Below are 19,485 nucleotides of genomic sequence, written 5' to 3' on the forward strand. Positions count from 1 at the left end.
CATCGGGTACGTACCGTTGTGTCCCCATTGCGCGGTCCGGGGCCGGAAATGATCGGCATACCTTTACCCGCCTCGGGTAGTAGCGCGCCCATGGCTCCACCACAGGGGAACAATCCAAGAAGCACAGGTCGCGGGCTACGGCGCCGCTCGCTGCTCGCAGGAGCTGCGGCGCTCGGCGCCGTCGGCGCCATGGGTGCGACGAGCGCGTGCAGCCGGGTGGCCACCGCCGACATAGGGGACGGGGGAACGCTGCTGGACCAGTTGCGCGCGAAGAAGACCGTGCGGCTGGGGCTGGCGGGCGAGCAGCCCTACAGCTACATCGGCAAGGACGGCGAGATGACGGGCTCCGCCCCGACCATCGCCAAGCGCATCTTCAAGGCGCTCGGGGTCGAGAACGTACAGCCGTTCGCCACCGAGTTCGGTTCACTGATCACCGGCTTGAATTCGCTCCAGTTCGATGTGGTCGCCGCCGGGATGTACATCAATCCCGAGCGCTGCGAGCAGGTAATTTTCGCCGATCCCGAGTACCAGATGCTCGACGCGTTCCTCGTACCCAAGGGGAACCCCAAGAACCTCCGCACCTACAAGGACATCGCCGAGTCCGGGGCGAGGATGGCGACCGGCGTGGGCTACGCGGAGATCGCGTACGCCGAGGAGGCCGGGGTCAAGAACGTGACGACCCTGCCCGACCAGCTCGCGGGCCTGCTCGCCGTCGAGCAGGGCCGCGTCGACGTCTTCGTCGGCACGGCGGTCACCGTGCGCAATGTCGTGGAGGAGACCGAGACCTCGAAGGCGGAGGCGACCGACGAGGTCACGCCCATGGTCGACGGCAAGCCCGTCATTGACGTCGGCGCCTTCGCGTTCCGCACCCCGGAGAGCAACCTCCGCGACGCGTTCAACCGTGAGCTGCACAAGCTGAAGAAAAGCGGTGAACTGCTGGAGATCATGCGGCCCTTCGGATTCGGGAAGGACCAGATGACGACCATCACGGCCAAGGAGAAGTGCAAGCCATGAGCGAAATCAGCGCTGGTTTGTGGGAACTCCTCCTCAAAGGCGTATGGATCACGGTCCAGCTGACCGTGCTCAGCGCCGCCCTCGCCGCGGCGGTGGCCTTCTTCATCGGCCTCGCCCGCGCCCACCGGCTGTGGATCGTGCGCTTTCTGTCCGGTGCCTACTTCGAGATTTTCCGCGGTACGTCCGCGCTGATTCTGATGTTCTGGATCTTCTTCGTGCTGCCGCTGGGCTTCGGCTGGCAGCTCGTACCCATGTGGGCCGCCGTGCTGGCCCTGGGGCTCACCTACGGCGCGTACGGCTCGGAGGTCGTGCGCGGCGGCATCAACGCGGTGGCGCCCGCCCAGCGCGAGGCGGGGGTCGCGCTGAGCTTCACCCCCGCGCAGCAGCTGCGGAAGATCATCCTGCCGCAGGCCTGGCCCGAGATGATCCCGCCCTTCAACAACCTCCTGATCGAGCTGCTCAAGGGCACCGCCCTGGTCTCGATCATGGGTGTCGGCGACATCGCCTTCGCCGCCTCGCTGGTGCGCAACGCGACCGGCCAGAGCGCGCCCGTCTACACGATCATCCTGGTCATGTACTTCGTGCTCGCCTTCGTCCTCACCCGCGGCATGCGCGTCCTGGAGCGCCAGGCGAAGGCCGGCATCGGCCAACGGCCCGAGAAGACCGGCGGCCTCACCCGCAAGCTCGGCATCCGCCGTCAGAACGAGACCTCGATCAGCGCGGGAGGTGACGCCTGATGGCATGGGACTGGTCCGCGGTCGGCGATTTCATGCCGAGGTTCTTCGACGGTCTGCTCGTCACCCTGCAGGCTCTGGTGCTGGGCGCGCTGGTCGCGTTCACGCTCGGCCTGGTGTGGGCGATGGCGCAGCGCTCCAGCCTGGCGGTGGTGCGCTGGCCGGTGAACATCCTCACCGAGTTCGTGCGCAACACCCCGCTGCTGGTGCAGCTGTTCTTCCTCTATTACGTCCTGCCGGAGTGGGGCATCACGCTCAGCGCGATGGTCACCGGCGTCATCGGCCTCGGCCTGCACTACTCGACGTACACCGCCGAGGTCTACCGGGCCGGTATCGACGGCGTCCCCGCCGGACAGTGGGAGGCGGCCACCGCGCTCAGCCTGCCGCGGATCCGCACCTGGGGCGCGGTCATCCTGCCGCAGGCGATCCGCCGCGTCATCCCGGCGCTCGGCAACTACGTCATCGCGATGCTCAAGGACACTCCGATGATCTTTGTGATCGGAGTGATGGAAATGCTCGGCGAGGCGCGCCAGTTCGCCTCCGAGACCTTCCTGACGGTCGAGGTCTTCACCGTCGTCGGTGTCGCCTTCATCGTCATCTCCTACCCGGCATCCCTTCTCATGCGAGCACTGGAGCGTCGCCTTGTCCGCTGACAGCAATCCCCCGAACACGTCGAAAGAGACGGCCAACCCCGCGGCGGACGGCAGTGAGCTGATCCGCTTCGACAAGGTCACCAAGCGCTTCGGCACCAACACCGTGCTGGACTCACTGGACTTCACGGTCTCCTCCGGCAAGCACGTGACCCTGATCGGCCCTTCCGGATCGGGCAAGACCACGATCCTGCGGCTGCTGATGACGCTGCTGAAGCCGGACGAGGGCCACATCAAGGTCGGCGGCCAGTACCTCACGCACGAGGAGAAGGACGGCAAGCTCGTGCCGGCCGGCGAGAAGCACGTGCGAGAGGTCCGCAAGAACATCGGCATGGTGTTCCAGCAGTTCAACCTCTTCCCCAACATGAAGGTCCTGCGCAACATCACCGAGGCCCCGGTGCACGTCCTGGGACTGTCCGAGGACGAGGCCGTGGAGCGGGCAAAGGGGCTGCTCGACCTGGTCGGGCTCGGGGACCGGGTCGACTCCTACCCCTCCCAGCTCTCCGGCGGTCAGCAGCAGCGCGTGGCGATCGCCCGCGCGCTCGCCATGCGCCCACAGGTGCTGCTGCTCGACGAGGTCACGTCGGCGCTCGACCCCGAGCTGGTGACCGGCGTGCTCGACGTACTGCGGGACATCGCGCACACCACCGACATCACGATGCTGTGCGTCACCCACGAGATGAATTTCGCCCGGGACATCTCGGACGACGTGCTGATGTTCGACGCGGGCCGCGTCATCGAGTCGGGGCCGCCGGAGAAGATCTTCAGCGACCCGGACCACGAGCGCACCCGCGAGTTCCTGAGCGCGGTGCTCTGATCCCCCGACCCACTGATCGGTAACTCTGCCTCTGGCATATGCCAGGGTGGCGCGCCCCAGCTTACGGGCACGGGGCGCGCCACCAACCTTGTCAACACCGGCCCCTGAGGCGCGCCTTGGCGGCTATCGTGGAGGGGATGCAAGCGGTCACAACCTGCTGGGGGGAAACCGTGGCGCTGAAGCCGGAGCCCACCGCGCCGTTCCACTCGGTGCAGTACGCCCTGCGTGTGCTGGAGACCGTCTCCAAGCACGGGGGTGGTGTCTCCGATGCGCAGATCACCCGTGAGACCGGGCTCCCCACCGCCCACCTGTCGTCCCTGCTGCTGATGCTCCGCCGCGAGGGGTACGTCGAGCAGGTCACCGGCGGCGCGTACGTCGTCGGCGACTCCCTGGTGCTGCTCGGCTCGGGCGCCACCCGCCGCGAGGCGCTCCAGGGGAAGCTCCGGCAGACCCTCGACCACCTTCGCGACTCGGTGGGCGCGGCGATCTACATCAGCCGCTACATCGACGGCGAGATCCGGGTCACCGAGATCGCCGACGGCCCGCTGACCCCCGCGGTGAACGAGTGGGTCGACTTCAGGTCCGCGGCGCACGCCAGCGCGATCGGCAAGTGCCTGCTGACCCAGCTCGACCAGAACGGCCGCCGCGACCATGTCTCCCGGCACAAGACGGCCCGGCTCACCTCCAGGACGATCACCAACGAGCGCGTGCTGTTCTCCGCCCTGGACAGCCAGCCCGCGACGGTGCCGATGCTCGACCTCCAGGAGTACGCGGTGGGCACGGTCTGCGCGGCCGTGCCGCTGACGGCCGGGTCCACGGTGGGCTGCCTGGCCCTTTCCCTGCCGGTCGAGCACGCCCACCGGCTGCGGGCGGCGGCGGCCACCCTCAACCGCAGGGCGGCGCCCGTGGTCCTCTCGCTGGCGCTCTGAGGCGACCGAAGGCGGTCGAAACCACCCCCTGGGACCAGGTACTATTTACGAGTCGCGCGCCGTTAGCTCAGTTGGTTAGAGCAGCTGACTCTTAATCAGCGGGTCCGGGGTTCGAGTCCCTGACGGCGCACCGACGAAAGGCCCCACGCGAGAGCGTGGGGTCTTTCGCATACCCGCCCCGGGCCGGTGTGCCCGCCCCGGGTCTCACGCCCGCAGATAGGCGAGGACCGCGAGGACCCTGCGGTGGGTCTCTCCGTGCGGCCATCATCATGACGGGCAGGCCCACGGTGACCGCCACGGCCAGCAGGTCGAGCGGCCACAGCACGAAGGCGTGCAGCAGGGCGTACGCGAGCTCGCGCCAAGTCGCCTGCTCCCGCAGCCGCAGCCGCGCCCAGGCGCCGAGGCCGGGCTCGGCGGGGGTGCGGTGCGGATCGGCTGCGGGGTCACGGTCGACGAACAGCAGCCGACGCCGCTCGACGGCGGCCAGCGGCAGCCCCGCGAGCAGCGGCAGAGGCAGCCCGGCGAGCGCCAGCGAGAACACGGCGAGCACGAACAGCACCAGCAGCGCCGGGAGTCCGGTGAGCGCACTGCCGAACAGGTACGAGCAGCACAGCGACGTGCGGCTCGGCGCCCCGCGGCAGCAGCTCCACGAGAAGCGCGGCCCGCGCGGCAGCGCCGGCGGCCACCAGGTGGTGGCTGAGGGTGAGGTCCTCGGACCTCACCCCCGGCCGGTGGTCGCCCCATTGGCGCTGTACGAGCTCCGCGACGGTGCCTGCGCTCTCCATGGCGCCGCACCATGGTTGACACACCGTCAGAACTGAACGTCCGAGCACGCGTAGAAGGCGTTGGTCGTGTCCGCGACGTTCCAGACGGCCAGGATGATGTGCCGCCCGCTCTTCTGGGTGGGGATCGTGCCCTGGTGGGTCAGCGTGGCCGGCGGCTGCTGGTTCCCGTACGGCACGGTCATGAACGGCTGCGATTCCAGGGCCGCGCGGGTGAGCGGCTTCTTGGAGTCCCATCCGTTCTTGGTGATGTAGTAGCGGAAGTCGCTCGTCGCATGACGGGCGGTGAACTGCCAGCGGAAGCCGTAGCCCTGCCCGGCGGTGAGCTTGGTGGCGGGCCAGGCTCCGTTGCGCGGGTCGTCGAGCTGGGCGAACGTACCGTTTCCGCCGGAGCAGATCTTGCCGTCGGCGGGTCCGGCGCCGGGGAACCCCTTGGGGCCCTCGACGCTCTGCGGTTCCCATTGGATGTTGCCGCAGCCGGTCACTGTGCCGTTGGCACAGAGCTTCTGCCGGCTGATGGGTGAATCGGTGTAGCCATGGCTGGTTGCGCTGCCGGTGGCGAGGAAGGACACACCGGCTACCGCGAGGCCGACCACGGCCGCACCTATCTTGATTCGCATGCTGGGCTCCTGAACGTGGGGGCAGTTCCGTGAGCTGTGCTGCGCGCGTGTTGTGCGGTCTAGACCAAGCCCCAATGTATTAACGGCACTTGGCCGTGTCTAGACCAATGCGCGTCCAGACCGATAACAGATACGTTCACGAACCTTCCGCACGTCCCGTATAGAAGGCGACCGTCAGATCCTTCACCAGCGCCTTGCGCTCGTAGTCGTCCAGCTCGACGAGTCCGCGCGAGGTCAGCCGTGTCACCGTGTCGTCCACCGCGTCCACCACCGACGTCAGCACACTGTCCCGGTGCTGCGCGTCGAGCGCCGCGACCCGCCTGCGCTGCATCGCGGCGGCGACCTCGGGGGCGTACTCGATCCGGGTCGGCTGCGCCGAGAAGACATCGATGCCCACCGGCGCCGCCTCCGCCGCCAGCATCCGGGTCAGCGCGTCGCCGACCGCCTCCGCGTCGCGCAGGGTCGGCATGTCGTTGTGGAAGGCGTCGGCAGGCAGCTGCGAGAGCACCCGCGCCATCGCCGCCTCCACCTGTTCGCGCAGATACGTCGTGTGGTCCTCGACGGCGAGCATCGCCCGCGCGGTGTCCCTGATCCGCCACACCACGAGGACCACGACCCGCAGCGCGACCCCGTTCGCGTCCACCGACGGCATCGGCTCGCTGCGCCAGTGCCGCAGCCGTACGTCGATCCGGCGGCGCAGCAGCAGCGGGCTCACCCAGACCAGGCCGGTGCGCCGCACGGTCCCGCGGTAGTCGCCGAACAGCGACAGCACCCAGGCGTAGCCGACGCGCCCGCGGCCGAGGCCGCCGAAGGCGAAGACCACGACGATCACCAGAGCGGCGAGCACCGCCCAGATGCCGAGCACGATCCCGTTGTACGGGCGCGCCGGCAGCCCGAAGAGGATGGCGGCCGGCGGCGGCACGACCCCCGTCCACCACACCACCGCCGCGCCCGCCGCGAGAGCGACCGTCCCCACGACGACCGCGCCCCAGCCGGGCAGCGCGGCGCCGGGCCGCTCGGCAAGACCGGGGTCGGCGGGCGCGGCCGGCCGGGCCGAGCGGGCGGCCGCGAGGGCCGGCCCGGGGCGCCTGGGGGCGGCGGCGCGACGCACGGTGCGGGGCTGGCCCCCCGTGCCGGGACCACTGCTGAGCACGGCGCCGCCGGGCGCCAGGGTCACGGCGGTGGGGCCGGTGTCGTCCCGGAAAAGCAGGTGCACCGGGATCTCGGTGGTGGACTCGTTCCGGATGACGGGCGCCCGACGCGCGGCCTCGCCCGGGACGCCCTGGACGCCCTGGACACTCTGCTCAGCCCGAGCGTTCTGCTCGACCGGCGCCTCCCGATCGGCCCGCACCCCCTGCCCGGTCCGATCGCCCCGCTCGCCCGGCTCCGGGGCCCGAGGCTCCTCCGGCTGCTGCGAAGTGGTGGATGTCATCCTTGCCTCCGTCATGCGAAGAGCCGCTTCCAGGTCTGAGGTCCGGGGTAGCCGTCGGCCGCCGCGGCCCGCCAGCCCTGCGCGCGCTGGAACGCCTCGACATTGCGCCGGTCCGCCTCGGTCCAGCGCGGGCCGGGTCCCGACCCGTAGTGCTTGCCGAAGCCCTTCTTCACCAGCCGCTTGCCGAGCTTCTCGACGTACGCGTTCGACTGGCCGGGCTTGAAGTACCCCTTGCCGGGAAAGGCCCCGGCAGCCGGGGCGGGCGTACCGCCGGCGCCCGCCTTCGGGATGTCCCGGCCCTGGTCGCTGACCAGCAGGCCCCAGGTCCGCGGCCCCGGCAGCCCGTCCGCCTCCTTGCCGCGCCAGCCCTGCGCGCGCTGGAACGCGGCCGTGGCGCCGCGGTCCGCCTGACCCCAGCGCGGTCCTGGCCCCTGCTTGTAGAGGCGCGCGGCGCCCCGCTCGGATAGCAGCTGCCCGAGGCGGGTGACGTGCTTGTTGTTCGCGCCGGGCCCGAAGGACTGCGCGCCCGGGTAGGAGGTGGAGCTCGACGCGCCGCCCGAGCCGGCCGACAGGCCCTTGTAGCGGTACGCGACATAGCGCGAGGAGTTGTTCCAGTAGGCGTACGGCGTGGCCTGCTTGCGGGTGTGCGGCCTGGCCTGCTCGTACGCTGTGTAGGAGGTGTGCGCGTAGTCGGTCCAGCCGCCGAAGATCGTGACGTGCGAGCCGTTGTTCGGGTTCGCCGGGTTGTGGAACAGCAGCATGTCGCCGGGTTCGAGCTCGTCACGAGTTACCCGCGTCCCGAACTGGGCCAGGCTTCCTGTCCACTCGTTGCCGCCGAGGTTCCAGGCCATCGAGACGAAGCCCGAGCAGTCCTGCCGATACCCGTCGGACCAGTACTTCTCCATGCTGTACGGGACCTTCGCGGTCACCCACCGCTTGGCCCGGTTGATGATGTCGGCCCGGGTGACGGCCTGCGGGGTGGGCGCGGGGACCGGCAGCACGGGACGGGACGGGCTGCCGTGCAGCGGGCCCGACCCGCCCTGCGGGCCGGCCGGGTCGTGATCGGCGTCCGTACGGGTGGGGGCGTGCCCGGGGGCCTTGGCGTGCGCCGCGCCCGCTCCGCCACCACCGAGAACCACACCCGCGGCGGTGGCGAGCACCAGGGCGCGGCGGGCACCGTGGGCGGCCGGGTGTCCGCCCTCGCCGACCGGCAGGCCGAGGGCCGCCGCGCGGCGCTGCTGGGCGCACCCCGCACAGCCGCAGTCGCCGGCGGGCTCGTACTCCTCGAAGACCGGCGTCTGCATGCGGTTGCCCTCCCGTGGGTCATTCCTGCACATGTGCACGGGCGTAAGTGTTTCAACTGTCGGGGCAAAACGCATGTTGACGGTCTGAATGATAATTAAAAGGACATAAACGGCGTGGCTGGTTCGGGGCATCGCCTCCCTTCGGGTAAAGTTCCGCAGGTCGGCACGCGCCGTTAGCTCAGTTGGTTAGAGCAGCTGACTCTTAATCAGCGGGTCCGGGGTTCGAGTCCCTGACGGCGCACGCGGCACTGGAGTCCCCTCACCTCGCGTGAGGGGACTCCAGTCATTTCCGGCCACTGCGCACTCACGAGGCCCAGGTCACAGACCGGTCCCAAAGCTCTCGTTTGACCGGTAAACAGCTTGTATCACCCTTGCGATCATGGCAGGGGTCATGGAACCTGTCCTGAAGCCAATGGCTCCAATGAGACGCGCGGTTCGAGCGGTTGGGGACGCGACCGGGGACTCGGGGAGCCGCGCGGGCCGTCAATACACAGGGGTGGGAGCCCCCCTTTGATCAACAGATGTAGAGACGGGCATCATGCAACCGGAAGGTTGTCGTCCTGTGTCTGTAGGGATGACGGCAGACCAATCACGCGTCCGAGTTGGTCGAGGGGGACCGGCGTCGGGCGAAGCGACCGACGAAACACGCAGCCAGCATGCGTGCGGGGGGATGACTCATGACGGCGACGCCATCCGGCGCCCGGCACAACAACGACCCTTCCCGGACGGCTCAGCTTCGGATACCCCCGCAGCTCAAGCCCCCGGGATCTCGTACGCGTGCCAAGAAGGCGCTGCCGCGATACGACTACGAGCACTACAGCAGACTCGCGGGTCCGCTGACCCAGCCGGACGCCACCAAGCCGTACAAGGTCCAGTACCGCTCGCTGCTCTCCCAGGAGCCGCACCGCATCCGCGCCGCCCTGCTCCTGGGCGCGGCGCCGCTGCTCTCGCTGGGGCTCTTCGTCTGGCTGATGCAGCCCGCGCACTGGACCGAGCGCGACCCGAACCTGAAGAACGACACGCTGCTGATCCTCGACATCGTCATGCTGGTCTCGATCGGTCTGATCGAGCTCTTCCGCACGATGAACGTCCTGTCGAACGCACACGCGACCCTGGTCGCCCGCGACCCCGTTCCCGTGGTGCCCGAGTCCGGCACCAAGGTCGCCTTCCTCACCTCCTTCGTGCCCGGCAAGGAACCGCTGGAGATGGTGACGAAGACGCTGGAGGCCGCGATCAGGATCCGCCACCGCGGGCTGATGCACGTCTGGCTGCTCGACGAGGGCAACGACCCCGCCGTCAAGGAGGTCTGCGCGCGCCTCGGGGTGCACCATTTCTCCCGCAAGGGCGTCGCGAGGTGGAACCAGCCCAAGGGCCCGCACCGCGCCAAGACGAAGCACGGCAACTACAACGCCTGGCTCGACGCGCACGGTGACGACTACGACATCTTCGCCTCGGTGGACACCGACCACGTGCCCCTGCCGAACTACCTGGAGCGGATGCTCGGCTACTTCCGCGACCCGGACATCGGCTTCGTGATAGGCCCGCAGGTCTACGGCAACTACGACACCTTCGTGACCAAGGCCGCCGAGTCGCAGCAGTTCCTCTTCCACGCCTTGATCCAGCGCGCGGGCAACCGCTACGGCGCCCCGATGTTCGTCGGCACCAGCAACGCCGTACGCATCAGGACGCTCAAACAGATCGGCGGCCTGTACGACTCGATCACCGAGGACATGGCGACGGGCTTCGAGATCCACCGCGCCAAGAACCCGGCGACGGGCAATAAGTGGCGCTCGGTCTACACCCCGGACGTGCTGGCCGTCGGCGAGGGCCCGACCGCCTGGACCGACTTCTTCACCCAGCAGCTGCGCTGGTCGCGCGGTACGTACGAGACGATACTCAAGCAGTACTGGCGAGGCTTCGGCACGCTCCCCGCGGGCAAGCTCTTCAACTACACGATGATGATCATCTTCTACCCGATGTCCGCCATGAACTGGATCCTCGCGGCGCTCAGCTGCGCCCTGTTCCTGGGCATGGGCGCATCGGGTGTGCAGATCGACCCGGCGATCTGGATGATGCTCTACGGCAACGCCTCCGCGCTCCAGATCGGCCTCTACATCTGGAACCGCCGCCACAATGTCTCCCCGCACGAGCCCGAGGGCTCCGGCGGTCTGGCCGGCATGGCGATGTCCGCGCTCTCCGCGCCGATCTACGCGCGCTCGCTGCTCGACGCCGCCCTGCGCCGCAAGTCGAGCTTCGTGGTCACGCCCAAGGGCGACTCGTCCAGCCCGGACACGCTGTTCGGCACCTTCCGCATCCACCTGTTCTTCATCCTGATCTTCGGCGGATCCCTCGGCTCCTCCTTCTACTTCGGGCACAACCACCCCGCGATGATCACCTGGGCCTCACTGGCTCTGCTGATCACCGCGGCGCCGATCATCGTCTGGCGCCTCAGCATGCGTCAGGACAAGAAGCGCAGGCGCGACGCGCCGCCGTCCTCGGCATCTCCCTCCGCGCAGCCCCCGGCCGCCCCCCCGCCGGAGGCCCACCCACCGCAGCACAAGCCCAGTTGGGCAGCGAACGACCAGACCATGCAGATCGCCCTTGGGGGACGTAAGAAATGAATTACCGACCGAGCCGCCGCACCCGTCGCCTGGCGATCGGTGCGGCGGTGGTGGTAGCTCTGGCGGGGATGAACGGGCCCGCGCTCTACCGCTTCGGCTCCGACCAGTACCACGACTACAAGATCAACAGGCCCGAGTACAAGGCCGACAACGGCCACTGGGACTTCCTCGACATACCGGCCGAGTTCCGGATCAACACGATCCATGCCGCCCTGCTGCACACCGGCAAGGTGCTGCTGATCGCGGGCTCGGGCAACAACCAGAAGAACTTCGACGCCAAGAAGTTCGAGTCGGTGCTGTGGGACCCCGAGACCAACAAGTACAAGATGATCCCCACCCCCAAGGACATGTTCTGCGCCGGGCACACCCAACTGCCCGACGGCAAACTCCTGGTGGCGGGCGGCACCAAGCGCTACGAGAAGCTCCAGGGTGACGTCTCCAAGGCCGGCGGCCTGATGGTCATCCACAACGAGGACCCGGACGCCCCCAAGACGCTGCCCGCGGGCACGATCTTCACGGGCAAGAAGAACGGGAAGACGTACGTCTCCAAGGACCCGGTCCTGGTGGAGAAGGCCAAGAAGATCTTCGACAAGCAGACCGGCAGATTCCTGCGCACGGAGGCGGGGCTCGGCCGGATCTATGTCGAGGCCAAGGCCTCGGGCAAGAAGTTCGAGTCGGGCACCGAGGACAACTACCGGATCCACGGCCTCCAGGGCACCGACGCCAAGAACGTCTACGGCATCGCCCAGAAGCTCGCGCTCGACAAGAAGGACTTCCAGGGCATCAAGGAGGCCTACGAGTTCGATCCGGTCGCGGAGAAGTACATCACCGTCGACCCGATGAACGAGGCCCGCTGGTATCCGACACTGACCACGCTCAAGGACGGCAAGGTCCTCTCGCTGTCCGGCCTGGACGAGATCGGGCAGATCGTCCCCGGCAAGGACGAGGTCTACGACCCCGAGACCAAGAAGTGGGAGTACACCGGCGTCATCCGGAAGTTCCCGACGTACCCGGCGATCTTCCTGATGAACAACGGCAAGCTCTTCTACTCGGGCTCCAACGCCGGTTACGGGCCCGCCGACGAGGGCCGAAAGCCCGGCGTGTGGGACCTGGCCACCAATAAGTTCAAGAAGATCCCCGGCCTGAGCGACCCGGACAGGATGGAGACCTCGGCCACCGTCCGGCTGCCTCCCGCCCAGGACGAGAAGTACATGGTCATCGGCGGCGGCGGGGTCGGCGAGTCCGAGAAGTCCAGCGAGAAGTCCCGGCTGGTCGACCTGAAGCAGCCCAACCCGCGCTTCAAGGACGGCGATTCGCTCGCCGAGGGCACCCGCTACCCGAGTGCCTCGCTGCTGCCCGACGACAGCGTTCTGGTCACCGGCGGCTCGCACGACTACCGGGGCCGCGGCGGCTCCGACGTACTCGAAGCGCGGATGTACGACCCCAAGGCCGACAAGTACCGCAGGGTGGCCGACCCGGCGGTGGGCCGCAACTACCACTCGGGCTCGCTGCTGCTGCCCGACGGACGCGTGATGATCTTCGGCTCCGACTCGCTGTACTCCGACAAGGCCAACACCAGGCCCGGCGTCTTCGAGCAGCGCGTCGAGATCTACACCCCGCCGTACCTGTTCAGGGACGCGCGGCCGACGCTCACCGGTGGGCCCAAGAGCGTCAGGCGCGGCGGGACGGCGACGTTCAAGTCCGAGCATTCCACGGCCATCAAGGACGCCAAGCTGATGCGGCCGAGCGCGGTCACCCATGTCACCGACACCGACCAGCGCACCGTCGCGCTGGACCTGAAGAAGACGAAGGGCGGCATCTCGGTCACCGTGCCGAAGAACCGGGCGCTGGTGCCGTCCGGCTACTACATGCTGTTCGTCACGGACGACCAGGGCACGCCGTCCAAGGGCACTTGGATCGAGGTCCCGTAGCCCCGTGACCGGCTGAGACACGAGGTGGGGGCGCCCGGCCTGGCGCCCCCACCTCGTACGTACGCGGTCCGCTACTTCGTGTTGCGGGCCAGTTCGAGCGCGTACTCCGGGTACCACTTGCCCGCCGTCGGCGCGCCCTTGCAGTCGCCGTCCGACTCGCCGGGGCGCTTCACCCACAGATAGGCGTCGACCAGGTCGTCGCCCGTCTTCGTGGTCGGCGGCTCACCGAGCGCGCGGCCGGGCGGGTTGCACCAGTTCTCCTTGGGATCACCCGCGGTGTACGGCCCGTTGCCGTTGCGGCTGGTGTCGATCACGAAGGGCTTGTTGCCGATCTTCTGCGAGAGCTTCTTGCCGAAGTCCGTGCTCGTCCTCGTGGTCTGGAAGTTGGAGACGTTCACCGAGAACCCGTCGGCCTGCCCTACGCCCGCCCGCTGGAGCGGATCGTAGAGCGCGTCGGGCGACTGCCACCCCGCGTTGCCCGCGTCCAGGTACACCTTGGTCGCGGGCTGCTGCTTCAGCCTCTCGACGGCGCCCTTGAGCAGGTCGAAGCGCTCCTCGTGGAACTCCTCGGGCGTGCAGCCGTCCACCAGGTGCAGCAGCGCGTCCGGCTCCAGGATCACCGTGGCGCGGCGGTCACCGATACCCTTGGCCACTTGATCGACCCAGCCGCGGTAGGCGTTGCCGTCGGCGGCGCCGCCCTTGGAGAACTGCCCGCAGTCGCGGTGCGGAATGTTGTAGAGGACCAGCAGCGCGTCCCGGTCGGCCTTGGCCGCCGCCTCGGTGAAGCCCTTGGCCTCCGCCTCGGCGTTCTCCGGCCCGATCCACTCGCCGACGGGCTGTTCGGCGATCTTCCTGATCTGGTCGGCCTTGTCGTCGTCGCGGTCCTTGGCGTACGTGGAGACCTGCTTGGCCGCGTTTCCTTCCGGATTGACCCAGTACGGATCGGCGTCCTTGGGCTGCTGCTTCACGGGGTCCTGCTTCGACCCGCCGTCACCGTCCGACGAGGAACAGCCCGTCAACAGCAGCGCGGTCCCCGCCGCCGCCGCGGCCATCCGGACACCCACACGCCGACGGCCGCTGTAACTGCCGTACATCCACTCCCCCTTGGTGCACCTGAAATGTGTGAGGACCCCCCGGCGCCTCCCCGGACACAACCGGTCGAAACCATCGTGACACACACGTACACAGCGCCAGGAGCTCTCCGCGCTTCGTGGGTGAGCTGTTACGGCGCGTAGGTACGTACCGCGTGTACATACGGTGCACTGTGGGCTACAGAGCCGTGACTTGACGTCAAAGTGCCCCTAGGAACATCCGTGTGCCCGTTCTAGAGTGGCAAGTACAGGCCCAAGTCCCCGGGCCCCAGTCTCCCCCGACACATCCGTGCCTCCCGCATCGGCGCCGGACTTCTCCCGCAGTCCGCGCACCGACGGTCGAGGATCAGCCCGGTCGGCGGCTCCGGGGGGAGCGGGCCGTCGACCGGGCCAGGTAGCCGGTGTCCAGGTGACGTCCGGCGACTCCGCCGCCCGTCGACCCTGTTGACAGTGTCCGGCCAGGCCTGGGACTCTCCGATGACAACTCCACACAACGAGACGACGGTGGACAGGAACCCGGTGCCATTCCGGGGCGGTCCCGCCACTGTGACCGTACGGGCAGGCTCGACGCCCGCACGGAAGCCAGGAACTGACCCGTCGTTCTCCTGCCATGGGGCGTGGAAACCCCAGAAGGAGGTCCACCGGCATGTCCTCGCACATCGCGCCGCACACCGACACCGCAGCGGGAGCGTCCGCCGCGACCAGCACCCGCGACTGGCTGATTCTGGCCGCCGCGGCGATCATCGCCCTGGTCGCGCTCTACGCCGTCTTCATGGACAACGGGACCGTTGTCTCCGCGACCGGCGACTACCTGCACGAGTTCTCGCACGACGGCCGGCACCTTTTCGGTGCCCCTTGCCACTGATCGGGGCCGTAAGCACCATGTCGACACCCGTACTCCCCCTGCTCGGACGCTCTCTCGCGGCGGGCGGGGTGGCCGGCCTTGCCGCCGGGCTCTTCTCGCTGCTCCTCGCCGAGCCGCTGATGGACCGCGCGATACGCCTCGAAGAGGCACGCTCCGCCAAGGAGCACGCGCACGACGCGGCCGGCACGGCCGTCGCGCACCACGAGGAACTGTTCACCCGCACCACCCAGCACTTCGGTCTGGTGGTCACCGCGGTGGTCGCCGGCCTCGCGCTCGGCGTGCTCTTCGCCGTCGCCTACGCCCTGATCAACCGCCGCACCGCCCCGGGCGACCGCCCGTGGTCACGCGCCCTGGTCTTCTGCTCGGCGGCCTTCGTGGCCGTCTCCCTGCTGCCCGGTCTGCGCTACCCCGCCAACCCGCCGGGTGTCGGCGACTCCGGCACGGTCACCGACCGCCAGTCGTTGTGGCTGGCCGCCGTCGTGATCGGCATCCTCGGCATGCTCCTGGCCTGGCAGGTGTACGTACGCCTCGCCGACCGGTCGGTGCCCGTGCGCCAGGTCGCGGTGGCCGTCACCGCGGTCGCGACGCTGGCGATCCTCTTCGCGCTGCCGGGCAACCCGGACGAGGTTCCGGTGGCGGCGACGCTGCTGTGGGACTTCCGGGTGCTCTCGCTGGCCTCGCACGCGCTGCTGTGGGCGGTGTTCGCCGGAGTGTTCGGCGCGCTCGGTCTGCGTGCGGTGGCCCGCGGCGCGCCCGCGGCGACGGCCCCGACCGCGGGAGTGACGGCGTAACGGCCGGCTCTCCCCCGAGGTCCCCCTCGGCTGTGGGGCGCGGCCCAGGTCAGGTCTTTCCCGAGTTCCCCGTCCCCGTCAGGTAGGCCGAAACCACTACGTTCGCCGTGTAGGTGCGGGCCTTCTTGTCGTACGTGCCCCCGCAGGTGATCAGGCGCAGCTCCGCCCGGTCGCTCTCGCGGGGGCCGTACACCTTCTGGGGGTCGAAGCGTTCGCGGGTGAAGACCTGGACGTCGTCGACGGTGAACTCCAAATCCGAGCCGTCCGTGCCCGTCACGCGGATCCGCTCCCCGGGGCGGGTGGCGCTCAGGCCGTAGAAGACGGCCGGTTTGCTCTCCGTGTCGACATGGCCGACGAGCAGGGCCACGCCGGCCGCGCCCGGCCGGGTTCCGCTGCCGTACCAGCCGACGGTGGACGGCCGGTCGTACGGCGGGGGGGCGACCGCGCCGGACGCGTCGAGGCCTCTCTCCACGACGGGCGCCGTCACACCCATCGAGGGCACGTCGACGCGCTGCGGTCGCGTGCCCTTCTGCGGCTCGTGCGCGGGCGGCAGCGGGACCCCCGGCGGACGGCCGACCGCGGCCACGTCGCCGGTGGTCGGGGCGGAGCTGCCGCCGGATCCTTCGGTGAGCCCACGCCCCCACAGCGACAGGCCGAGCAGCAGCATCGCCCACGCGACCCCGGTCAGCAGCCGCCCGGAGCCGCCGGGACGGCTCGCGGGAGCATCCTCGGCAGACACGTCAGTCAGCGTCCGTACGGCGGCGGCGGACGCTGCGGAACGCCACGGCGACCGCGGCCACGCCGGCGAGCACCAGGCCGATCACGGTGTGCCGGGTGCCCGGACCCCCGCCCCCGGCGGACTCCGAAGCGAGCTGCGCCGTACCGCCGCCGCCCGCGTGCACGGGCGAGACGGGCGTGGCGTGGTGGGTGGGCTGGTGGTGGACGACCCTGACCGTGCCCACCTTGTGGTGGTTGTGGCCGTCGCAGTCGACGCTGATCTCGTAGGTGCCGGCGCCGATCGACGAGTTGATCCTCGCCTCCCCGTAGAGCGGGTTCTCGCGTCCGTCCTTGCCGTTGAGGTTGGTCTCACCCCGACTGAAGGCGCTGGAACGGGCGACGCCGGTGGTGCCCTTGCAGTCCGATACGCGCAGCTCCACCTCGCCACCGGGTGCGATGGTCGACGGGGTGACCTGGATCGAGACGGAATCGTGGGCGTACGCCGCGGTGGCCGGGGCGGCCACCAGTACGGCGGCCACTCCTGCGGCACGCAGAGCGAGCAGAGCTGAACGCATCGTGAACCTCCTGGTACTCCGAAGATCCACGGACACGGTCATTTCCGCATCCCCAGGGGCCCGCCACTGAGCCGTACGGGCACCCCGGGGTGCTTGCGGGCACCCCGGGGTGCTGCGCGGGCCCCCCGGGGGTGCCGTACGGGGCTCAGATCCGTTCGACGAGGTCCGCGATCGAGTCGACGATCGTGGAGGGCCTGAACGGGTAGCGGTCGACGTCGGCGGGCCCGGTCAGGCCGGTGAGGACCAGGAAGGTCTCCATGCCCGCCTCCAGACCGGCCAGCACGTCGGTGTCCATCCGGTCGCCGATCATCGCGCTGGTCTCGGAGTGCGCGCCGATGGCGTTGAGGCCAGTCCGCATCATCAGCGGGTTGGGCTTGCCCGCGAAGTACGGGTCACGGCCGGTCGCCTTGGTGATCAGCGCGGCGACCGAGCCGGTGGCGGGCAGCGGACCCTCGGCGCTGGGGCCCGTCTCGTCCGGGTTGGTGCAGATGAAGCGCGCACCGGCGTTGATCAGCCGGATCGCCTTCGTGAGGGCCTCGAAGCTGTACGTACGGGTCTCGCCCAGGACGACGTAGTCCGGGTCGTGGTCGGTCAGGACGTAACCGATGTCGTGCAGCGCGGTCGTCAGACCGGCCTCACCGATGACGTACGCCGTGCCGCCGGGCCGCTGGTCGTCCAGGAACCGCGCGGTGGCGAGCGCCGAGGTCCAGATGTTCTCGACGGGCACGTCCAGACCCATCCTGGCGAGCCGGGCGTGCAGGTCGCGGGCCGTGTAGATGGAATTGTTGGTGAGCACCAGGAACGGCCTGCCGGACTCGCGCAGCCGCTTGATGAAGGCATCGGCGCCAGGAATGGGCGTGCCCTCGTGGATGAGAACACCGTCCATGTCGGTGAGCCATGATTCGATCGGCTTGCGCTCTGCCATGTGCCGGACTCCTGCCGTACGCGATAACGCTGAGTAGGGGCGCCCGAACCACACCGTCCGTGCGCCCCTACCCTAATCAGCTTGCGGTGATCTTGACCCCGTCGATGGTCCAGTACCAGTTGTTCGAGCCGGTGTAGCGGAAACGGAAGCTGACGCTGGAGGCCCCGGGCGGGACATCCACGGTCAGCGACTGCGGCTGGGAGATGACGTCGGCCGTGTAGCGCTTGACGACGACGGGTGTCTGCCCGTTGAAGGAGGCGAGCACCTCGGCGCTCTGGCTGCCCTCCTGGCGGTACAGGGTCGTGAAGTCGAGCCGCGTCTTCGTCCTGCCGCTGACGCCGTACGCCGGGGTGACCAGCGTCGAGTCGTACGTTCCCGAGGTGGCCCGGTCGGCCCATTCGTCGGAGTCGGCGACCGCGAAGACTCCGCGGGAGCGGACATTGACCTCACGGGACTGGTCCCGCTGCGTGCGGCTCCAGAACTCGTCGGTGGCGAAGGCCCAGCCGCGCCACTCCGTCATGCCGCCGGTGCCCATCGCGCTGTTGATGACGGACCAGCCGCTGGGCGCGGTGTGGGTGAAGCCGAGAATCCCGGCCGGGATGCCGGTCTCGTCGACCCGCGCGCCGAGGGAGGACTGCAGGCTGTCGAAGGGGTCGGTGGAGCGCTGCTGGACGGGCTTGCCGTCCAGTCCCCAGGCGGGGTCGGGGGTGATCCCGAGCTGGTGGAAAACGGTGGCGGCGACATCGACGAGCCGGGTGTCGGTGGGGCGTGCGCCGGCCGCGATGCCGGGGCCCTGGGCGAGGACGAACGTACGCCGCTCCTCGATGGCGCTGCCACCGTGGCCGCCCGCGTCGACGTGCCCGTGGTCGGTGGTCACGATCACCGTCCAGCGCTCGCCCGAGTAGGTGGGGCGGGCCTTGATGGCCGCCTGGAGCCGGCCGACGTAACCGTCCTGCACGGCGATGGCGTCGAGGTACTTCTGCCCGGTGCCGGAACTGTGCGCCACGATGTCCGTGTTGCCGAAGTAGGCGAAGACGACATCCGGGTTCTGGTGACGCAGGATCGCCTCGGTCTCGGTGGCGATGGTCGCGTCGTGGCCGGTGTAGCCGTCCGCGTCGCCGTCGAGGACAAGCTTGGCGTCGGCGCCGGGGGTGACAGTGCCCTGGGTGTCCAGGGGCTTCCAGTCGAGGGCGGCGTACGTCGACAGGTCGGGCCGCACCTGGGCGAGACGGGCGAGGAAGCCGGGGTACTTGGCGTAGTCCTTGCCGGCGAAGGAGTTGTCCTTGACGCCGTGCTTGTCGGGCCAGACACCGGTGGAGATCGTGGACCAGCCGGGGCCGGAGGAAGTGGCGGCCATCGGGAGCGCGTACAGCAGCGAGACGCCGAACGTCCCGTTCGTCATCAGTGACTTGAGGTGGGGCGCGCTCGCCGCGTCGATTCTGTCGTGGCGCAGCCCGTCCATCCCGATGACCAGGACTTTGTCGTTGCTGGTGCCGTTCGGCAGGGTGGGGGCGGCCTGGGCGGGGGCGGCGAGGGCACCGGTCGCGGTGATCGCGGCTGTCGCAGCGCCGGCGGCGAGCACGGTGCGTCGGGATATGCCGTTGAGCGGCATCGGGATTCCTCCGTCGAGGGGAGATGGGCGAGGGGCTGGACACGGCCAACGCCCCTGACTACTCAGGGGCGTTGG

General features: G+C 69.3%; 18 protein-coding genes, 2 tRNA genes, 1 pseudogene and 1 riboswitch. Of the genes and pseudogenes, 11 read left to right on the forward strand and 10 right to left on the reverse strand.

The window, feature by feature from the left end; genetic code table 11:
* The first annotated feature begins 90 nt into the window (after nt 1–90).
* The 6 genes from ehuB (at nt 91) to QMK30_RS05270 (ending at nt 4,274) form a co-directional block, all read left to right on the forward strand.
* Nucleotides 91–1,014: an ectoine/hydroxyectoine ABC transporter substrate-binding protein EhuB gene (ehuB, locus tag QMK30_RS05245; protein ID WP_502963067.1), complete on the forward strand. Its 924-nt coding sequence runs from the start codon at nt 91–93 to the stop codon at nt 1,012–1,014.
* Nucleotides 1,011–1,751, forward strand: a complete 741-nt coding sequence (gene ehuC / locus QMK30_RS05250) for an ectoine/hydroxyectoine ABC transporter permease subunit EhuC (protein WP_283515963.1) — start codon at nt 1,011–1,013, stop codon at nt 1,749–1,751. Before ehuB ends, ehuC begins: the two co-directional genes overlap by 4 nt.
* Nucleotides 1,751–2,401 carry an ectoine/hydroxyectoine ABC transporter permease subunit EhuD gene (gene ehuD / locus QMK30_RS05255; RefSeq protein ID WP_283515964.1) on the forward strand — a complete coding sequence of 217 codons (651 nt, stop codon included), beginning with the start codon at nt 1,751–1,753 and terminating at the stop codon, nt 2,399–2,401. The genes ehuC and ehuD overlap by 1 nt, the downstream gene beginning before the upstream one ends.
* Nucleotides 2,391–3,215 (forward strand): ectoine/hydroxyectoine ABC transporter ATP-binding protein EhuA, encoded by an 825-nt coding sequence (gene ehuA, locus QMK30_RS05260; protein ID WP_283515965.1) that lies wholly within the window; start codon nt 2,391–2,393, stop codon nt 3,213–3,215. The genes ehuD and ehuA overlap by 11 nt, the downstream gene beginning before the upstream one ends.
* A 170-nt stretch (nt 3,216–3,385) precedes the next feature.
* On the forward strand, nt 3,386–4,144 hold the full coding sequence (locus QMK30_RS05265) for an IclR family transcriptional regulator domain-containing protein (RefSeq protein WP_283516113.1): 759 nt from the start codon (nt 3,386–3,388) through the stop codon (nt 4,142–4,144).
* A gap of 56 nt (nt 4,145–4,200) precedes the next feature.
* Nucleotides 4,201–4,274 (forward strand) — tRNA-Lys (locus tag QMK30_RS05270).
* Here the strand turns inward: QMK30_RS05270 and QMK30_RS38695 are convergent.
* The 5 genes and pseudogenes from QMK30_RS38695 to QMK30_RS05295 form a co-directional block, all read right to left on the reverse strand.
* Nucleotides 4,236–4,703, reverse strand: coding sequence for a sensor domain-containing protein (locus tag QMK30_RS38695; RefSeq protein WP_502963074.1), 468 nt, complete (start codon nt 4,701–4,703; stop codon nt 4,236–4,238). The genes QMK30_RS05270 and QMK30_RS38695 overlap by 39 nt on opposite strands.
* Before the next feature lie 43 nt (nt 4,704–4,746).
* Nucleotides 4,747–4,929: pseudogene (locus tag QMK30_RS05280) on the reverse strand (acyl-CoA synthetase); the annotation flags it as partial.
* Nucleotides 4,930–4,955: 26 nt separating this feature from the next.
* Nucleotides 4,956–5,546 (reverse strand): lytic polysaccharide monooxygenase auxiliary activity family 9 protein, encoded by a 591-nt coding sequence (locus QMK30_RS05285; RefSeq protein WP_283515966.1) that lies wholly within the window; start codon nt 5,544–5,546, stop codon nt 4,956–4,958.
* A gap of 136 nt (nt 5,547–5,682) precedes the next feature.
* Nucleotides 5,683–6,978 carry an SPFH domain-containing protein gene (locus QMK30_RS05290; protein WP_502963068.1) on the reverse strand — a complete coding sequence of 432 codons (1,296 nt, stop codon included), beginning with the start codon at nt 6,976–6,978 and terminating at the stop codon, nt 5,683–5,685.
* A gap of 11 nt (nt 6,979–6,989) precedes the next feature.
* On the reverse strand, nt 6,990–8,282 hold the full coding sequence (locus tag QMK30_RS05295; RefSeq protein ID WP_283516114.1) for a peptidoglycan-binding protein: 1,293 nt from the start codon (nt 8,280–8,282) through the stop codon (nt 6,990–6,992).
* Between the two features lie 167 nt (nt 8,283–8,449).
* Here QMK30_RS05295 and QMK30_RS05300 point away from each other — a divergent pair.
* From QMK30_RS05300 to glxA, 3 genes are all read left to right on the forward strand, one after another.
* Nucleotides 8,450–8,523: transfer RNA gene (locus QMK30_RS05300), tRNA-Lys, on the forward strand.
* A gap of 436 nt (nt 8,524–8,959) precedes the next feature.
* A complete protein-coding gene (locus tag QMK30_RS05305) occupies nt 8,960–10,903 on the forward strand; it encodes a glycosyltransferase family 2 protein (protein WP_283515967.1) in 1,944 nt (647 codons plus the stop codon).
* Nucleotides 10,900–12,834: a radical copper oxidase GlxA gene (gene glxA / locus QMK30_RS05310; RefSeq protein WP_283515968.1), complete on the forward strand. Its 1,935-nt coding sequence runs from the start codon at nt 10,900–10,902 to the stop codon at nt 12,832–12,834. Before QMK30_RS05305 ends, glxA begins: the two co-directional genes overlap by 4 nt.
* Before the next feature lie 71 nt (nt 12,835–12,905).
* On the opposite strand, the gene QMK30_RS05315 is transcribed toward glxA, so the two are convergent.
* Nucleotides 12,906–13,928: a glycoside hydrolase family 6 protein gene (locus QMK30_RS05315; protein WP_283515969.1), complete on the reverse strand. Its 1,023-nt coding sequence runs from the start codon at nt 13,926–13,928 to the stop codon at nt 12,906–12,908.
* Between the two features lie 482 nt (nt 13,929–14,410).
* Nucleotides 14,411–14,538, forward strand: a riboswitch (cobalamin riboswitch).
* A gap of 33 nt (nt 14,539–14,571) precedes the next feature.
* Between QMK30_RS05315 and QMK30_RS05320 the strand changes: the two genes are divergently transcribed.
* Both QMK30_RS05320 and QMK30_RS05325 read left to right on the forward strand, forming a co-directional pair.
* On the forward strand, nt 14,572–14,790 hold the full coding sequence (locus QMK30_RS05320) for a CbtB domain-containing protein (RefSeq protein WP_283515970.1): 219 nt from the start codon (nt 14,572–14,574) through the stop codon (nt 14,788–14,790).
* A 17-nt stretch (nt 14,791–14,807) separates the two neighbouring features.
* Nucleotides 14,808–15,581, forward strand: a complete 774-nt coding sequence (locus QMK30_RS05325) for a CbtA family protein (protein ID WP_283515971.1) — start codon at nt 14,808–14,810, stop codon at nt 15,579–15,581.
* 49 nt (nt 15,582–15,630) lie between these two features.
* Here QMK30_RS05325 and QMK30_RS05330 read toward each other — a convergent pair whose 3' ends face one another.
* The 4 genes from QMK30_RS05330 to QMK30_RS05345 form a co-directional block, all read right to left on the reverse strand.
* Nucleotides 15,631–16,248, reverse strand: coding sequence for a class F sortase (locus QMK30_RS05330; RefSeq protein WP_283516115.1), 618 nt, complete (start codon nt 16,246–16,248; stop codon nt 15,631–15,633).
* A 73-nt stretch (nt 16,249–16,321) separates the two neighbouring features.
* Nucleotides 16,322–16,873: a hypothetical protein gene (locus tag QMK30_RS05335; protein WP_283515972.1), complete on the reverse strand. Its 552-nt coding sequence runs from the start codon at nt 16,871–16,873 to the stop codon at nt 16,322–16,324.
* 145 nt (nt 16,874–17,018) lie between these two features.
* Complete coding sequence (locus tag QMK30_RS05340; RefSeq protein ID WP_283515973.1) at nt 17,019–17,798, reverse strand: HAD-IIA family hydrolase; 780 nt, start codon at nt 17,796–17,798, stop codon at nt 17,019–17,021.
* Nucleotides 17,799–17,874: 76 nt separating this feature from the next.
* Nucleotides 17,875–19,410 (reverse strand): alkaline phosphatase family protein, encoded by a 1,536-nt coding sequence (locus QMK30_RS05345; protein WP_283515974.1) that lies wholly within the window; start codon nt 19,408–19,410, stop codon nt 17,875–17,877.
* Between the last annotated feature and the right edge of the window lie 75 nt (nt 19,411–19,485).

It is taken from the genome of Streptomyces sp. H27-C3 (assembly GCF_030063415.1).
GTDB lineage: Bacteria > Actinomycetota > Actinomycetes > Streptomycetales > Streptomycetaceae > Streptomyces.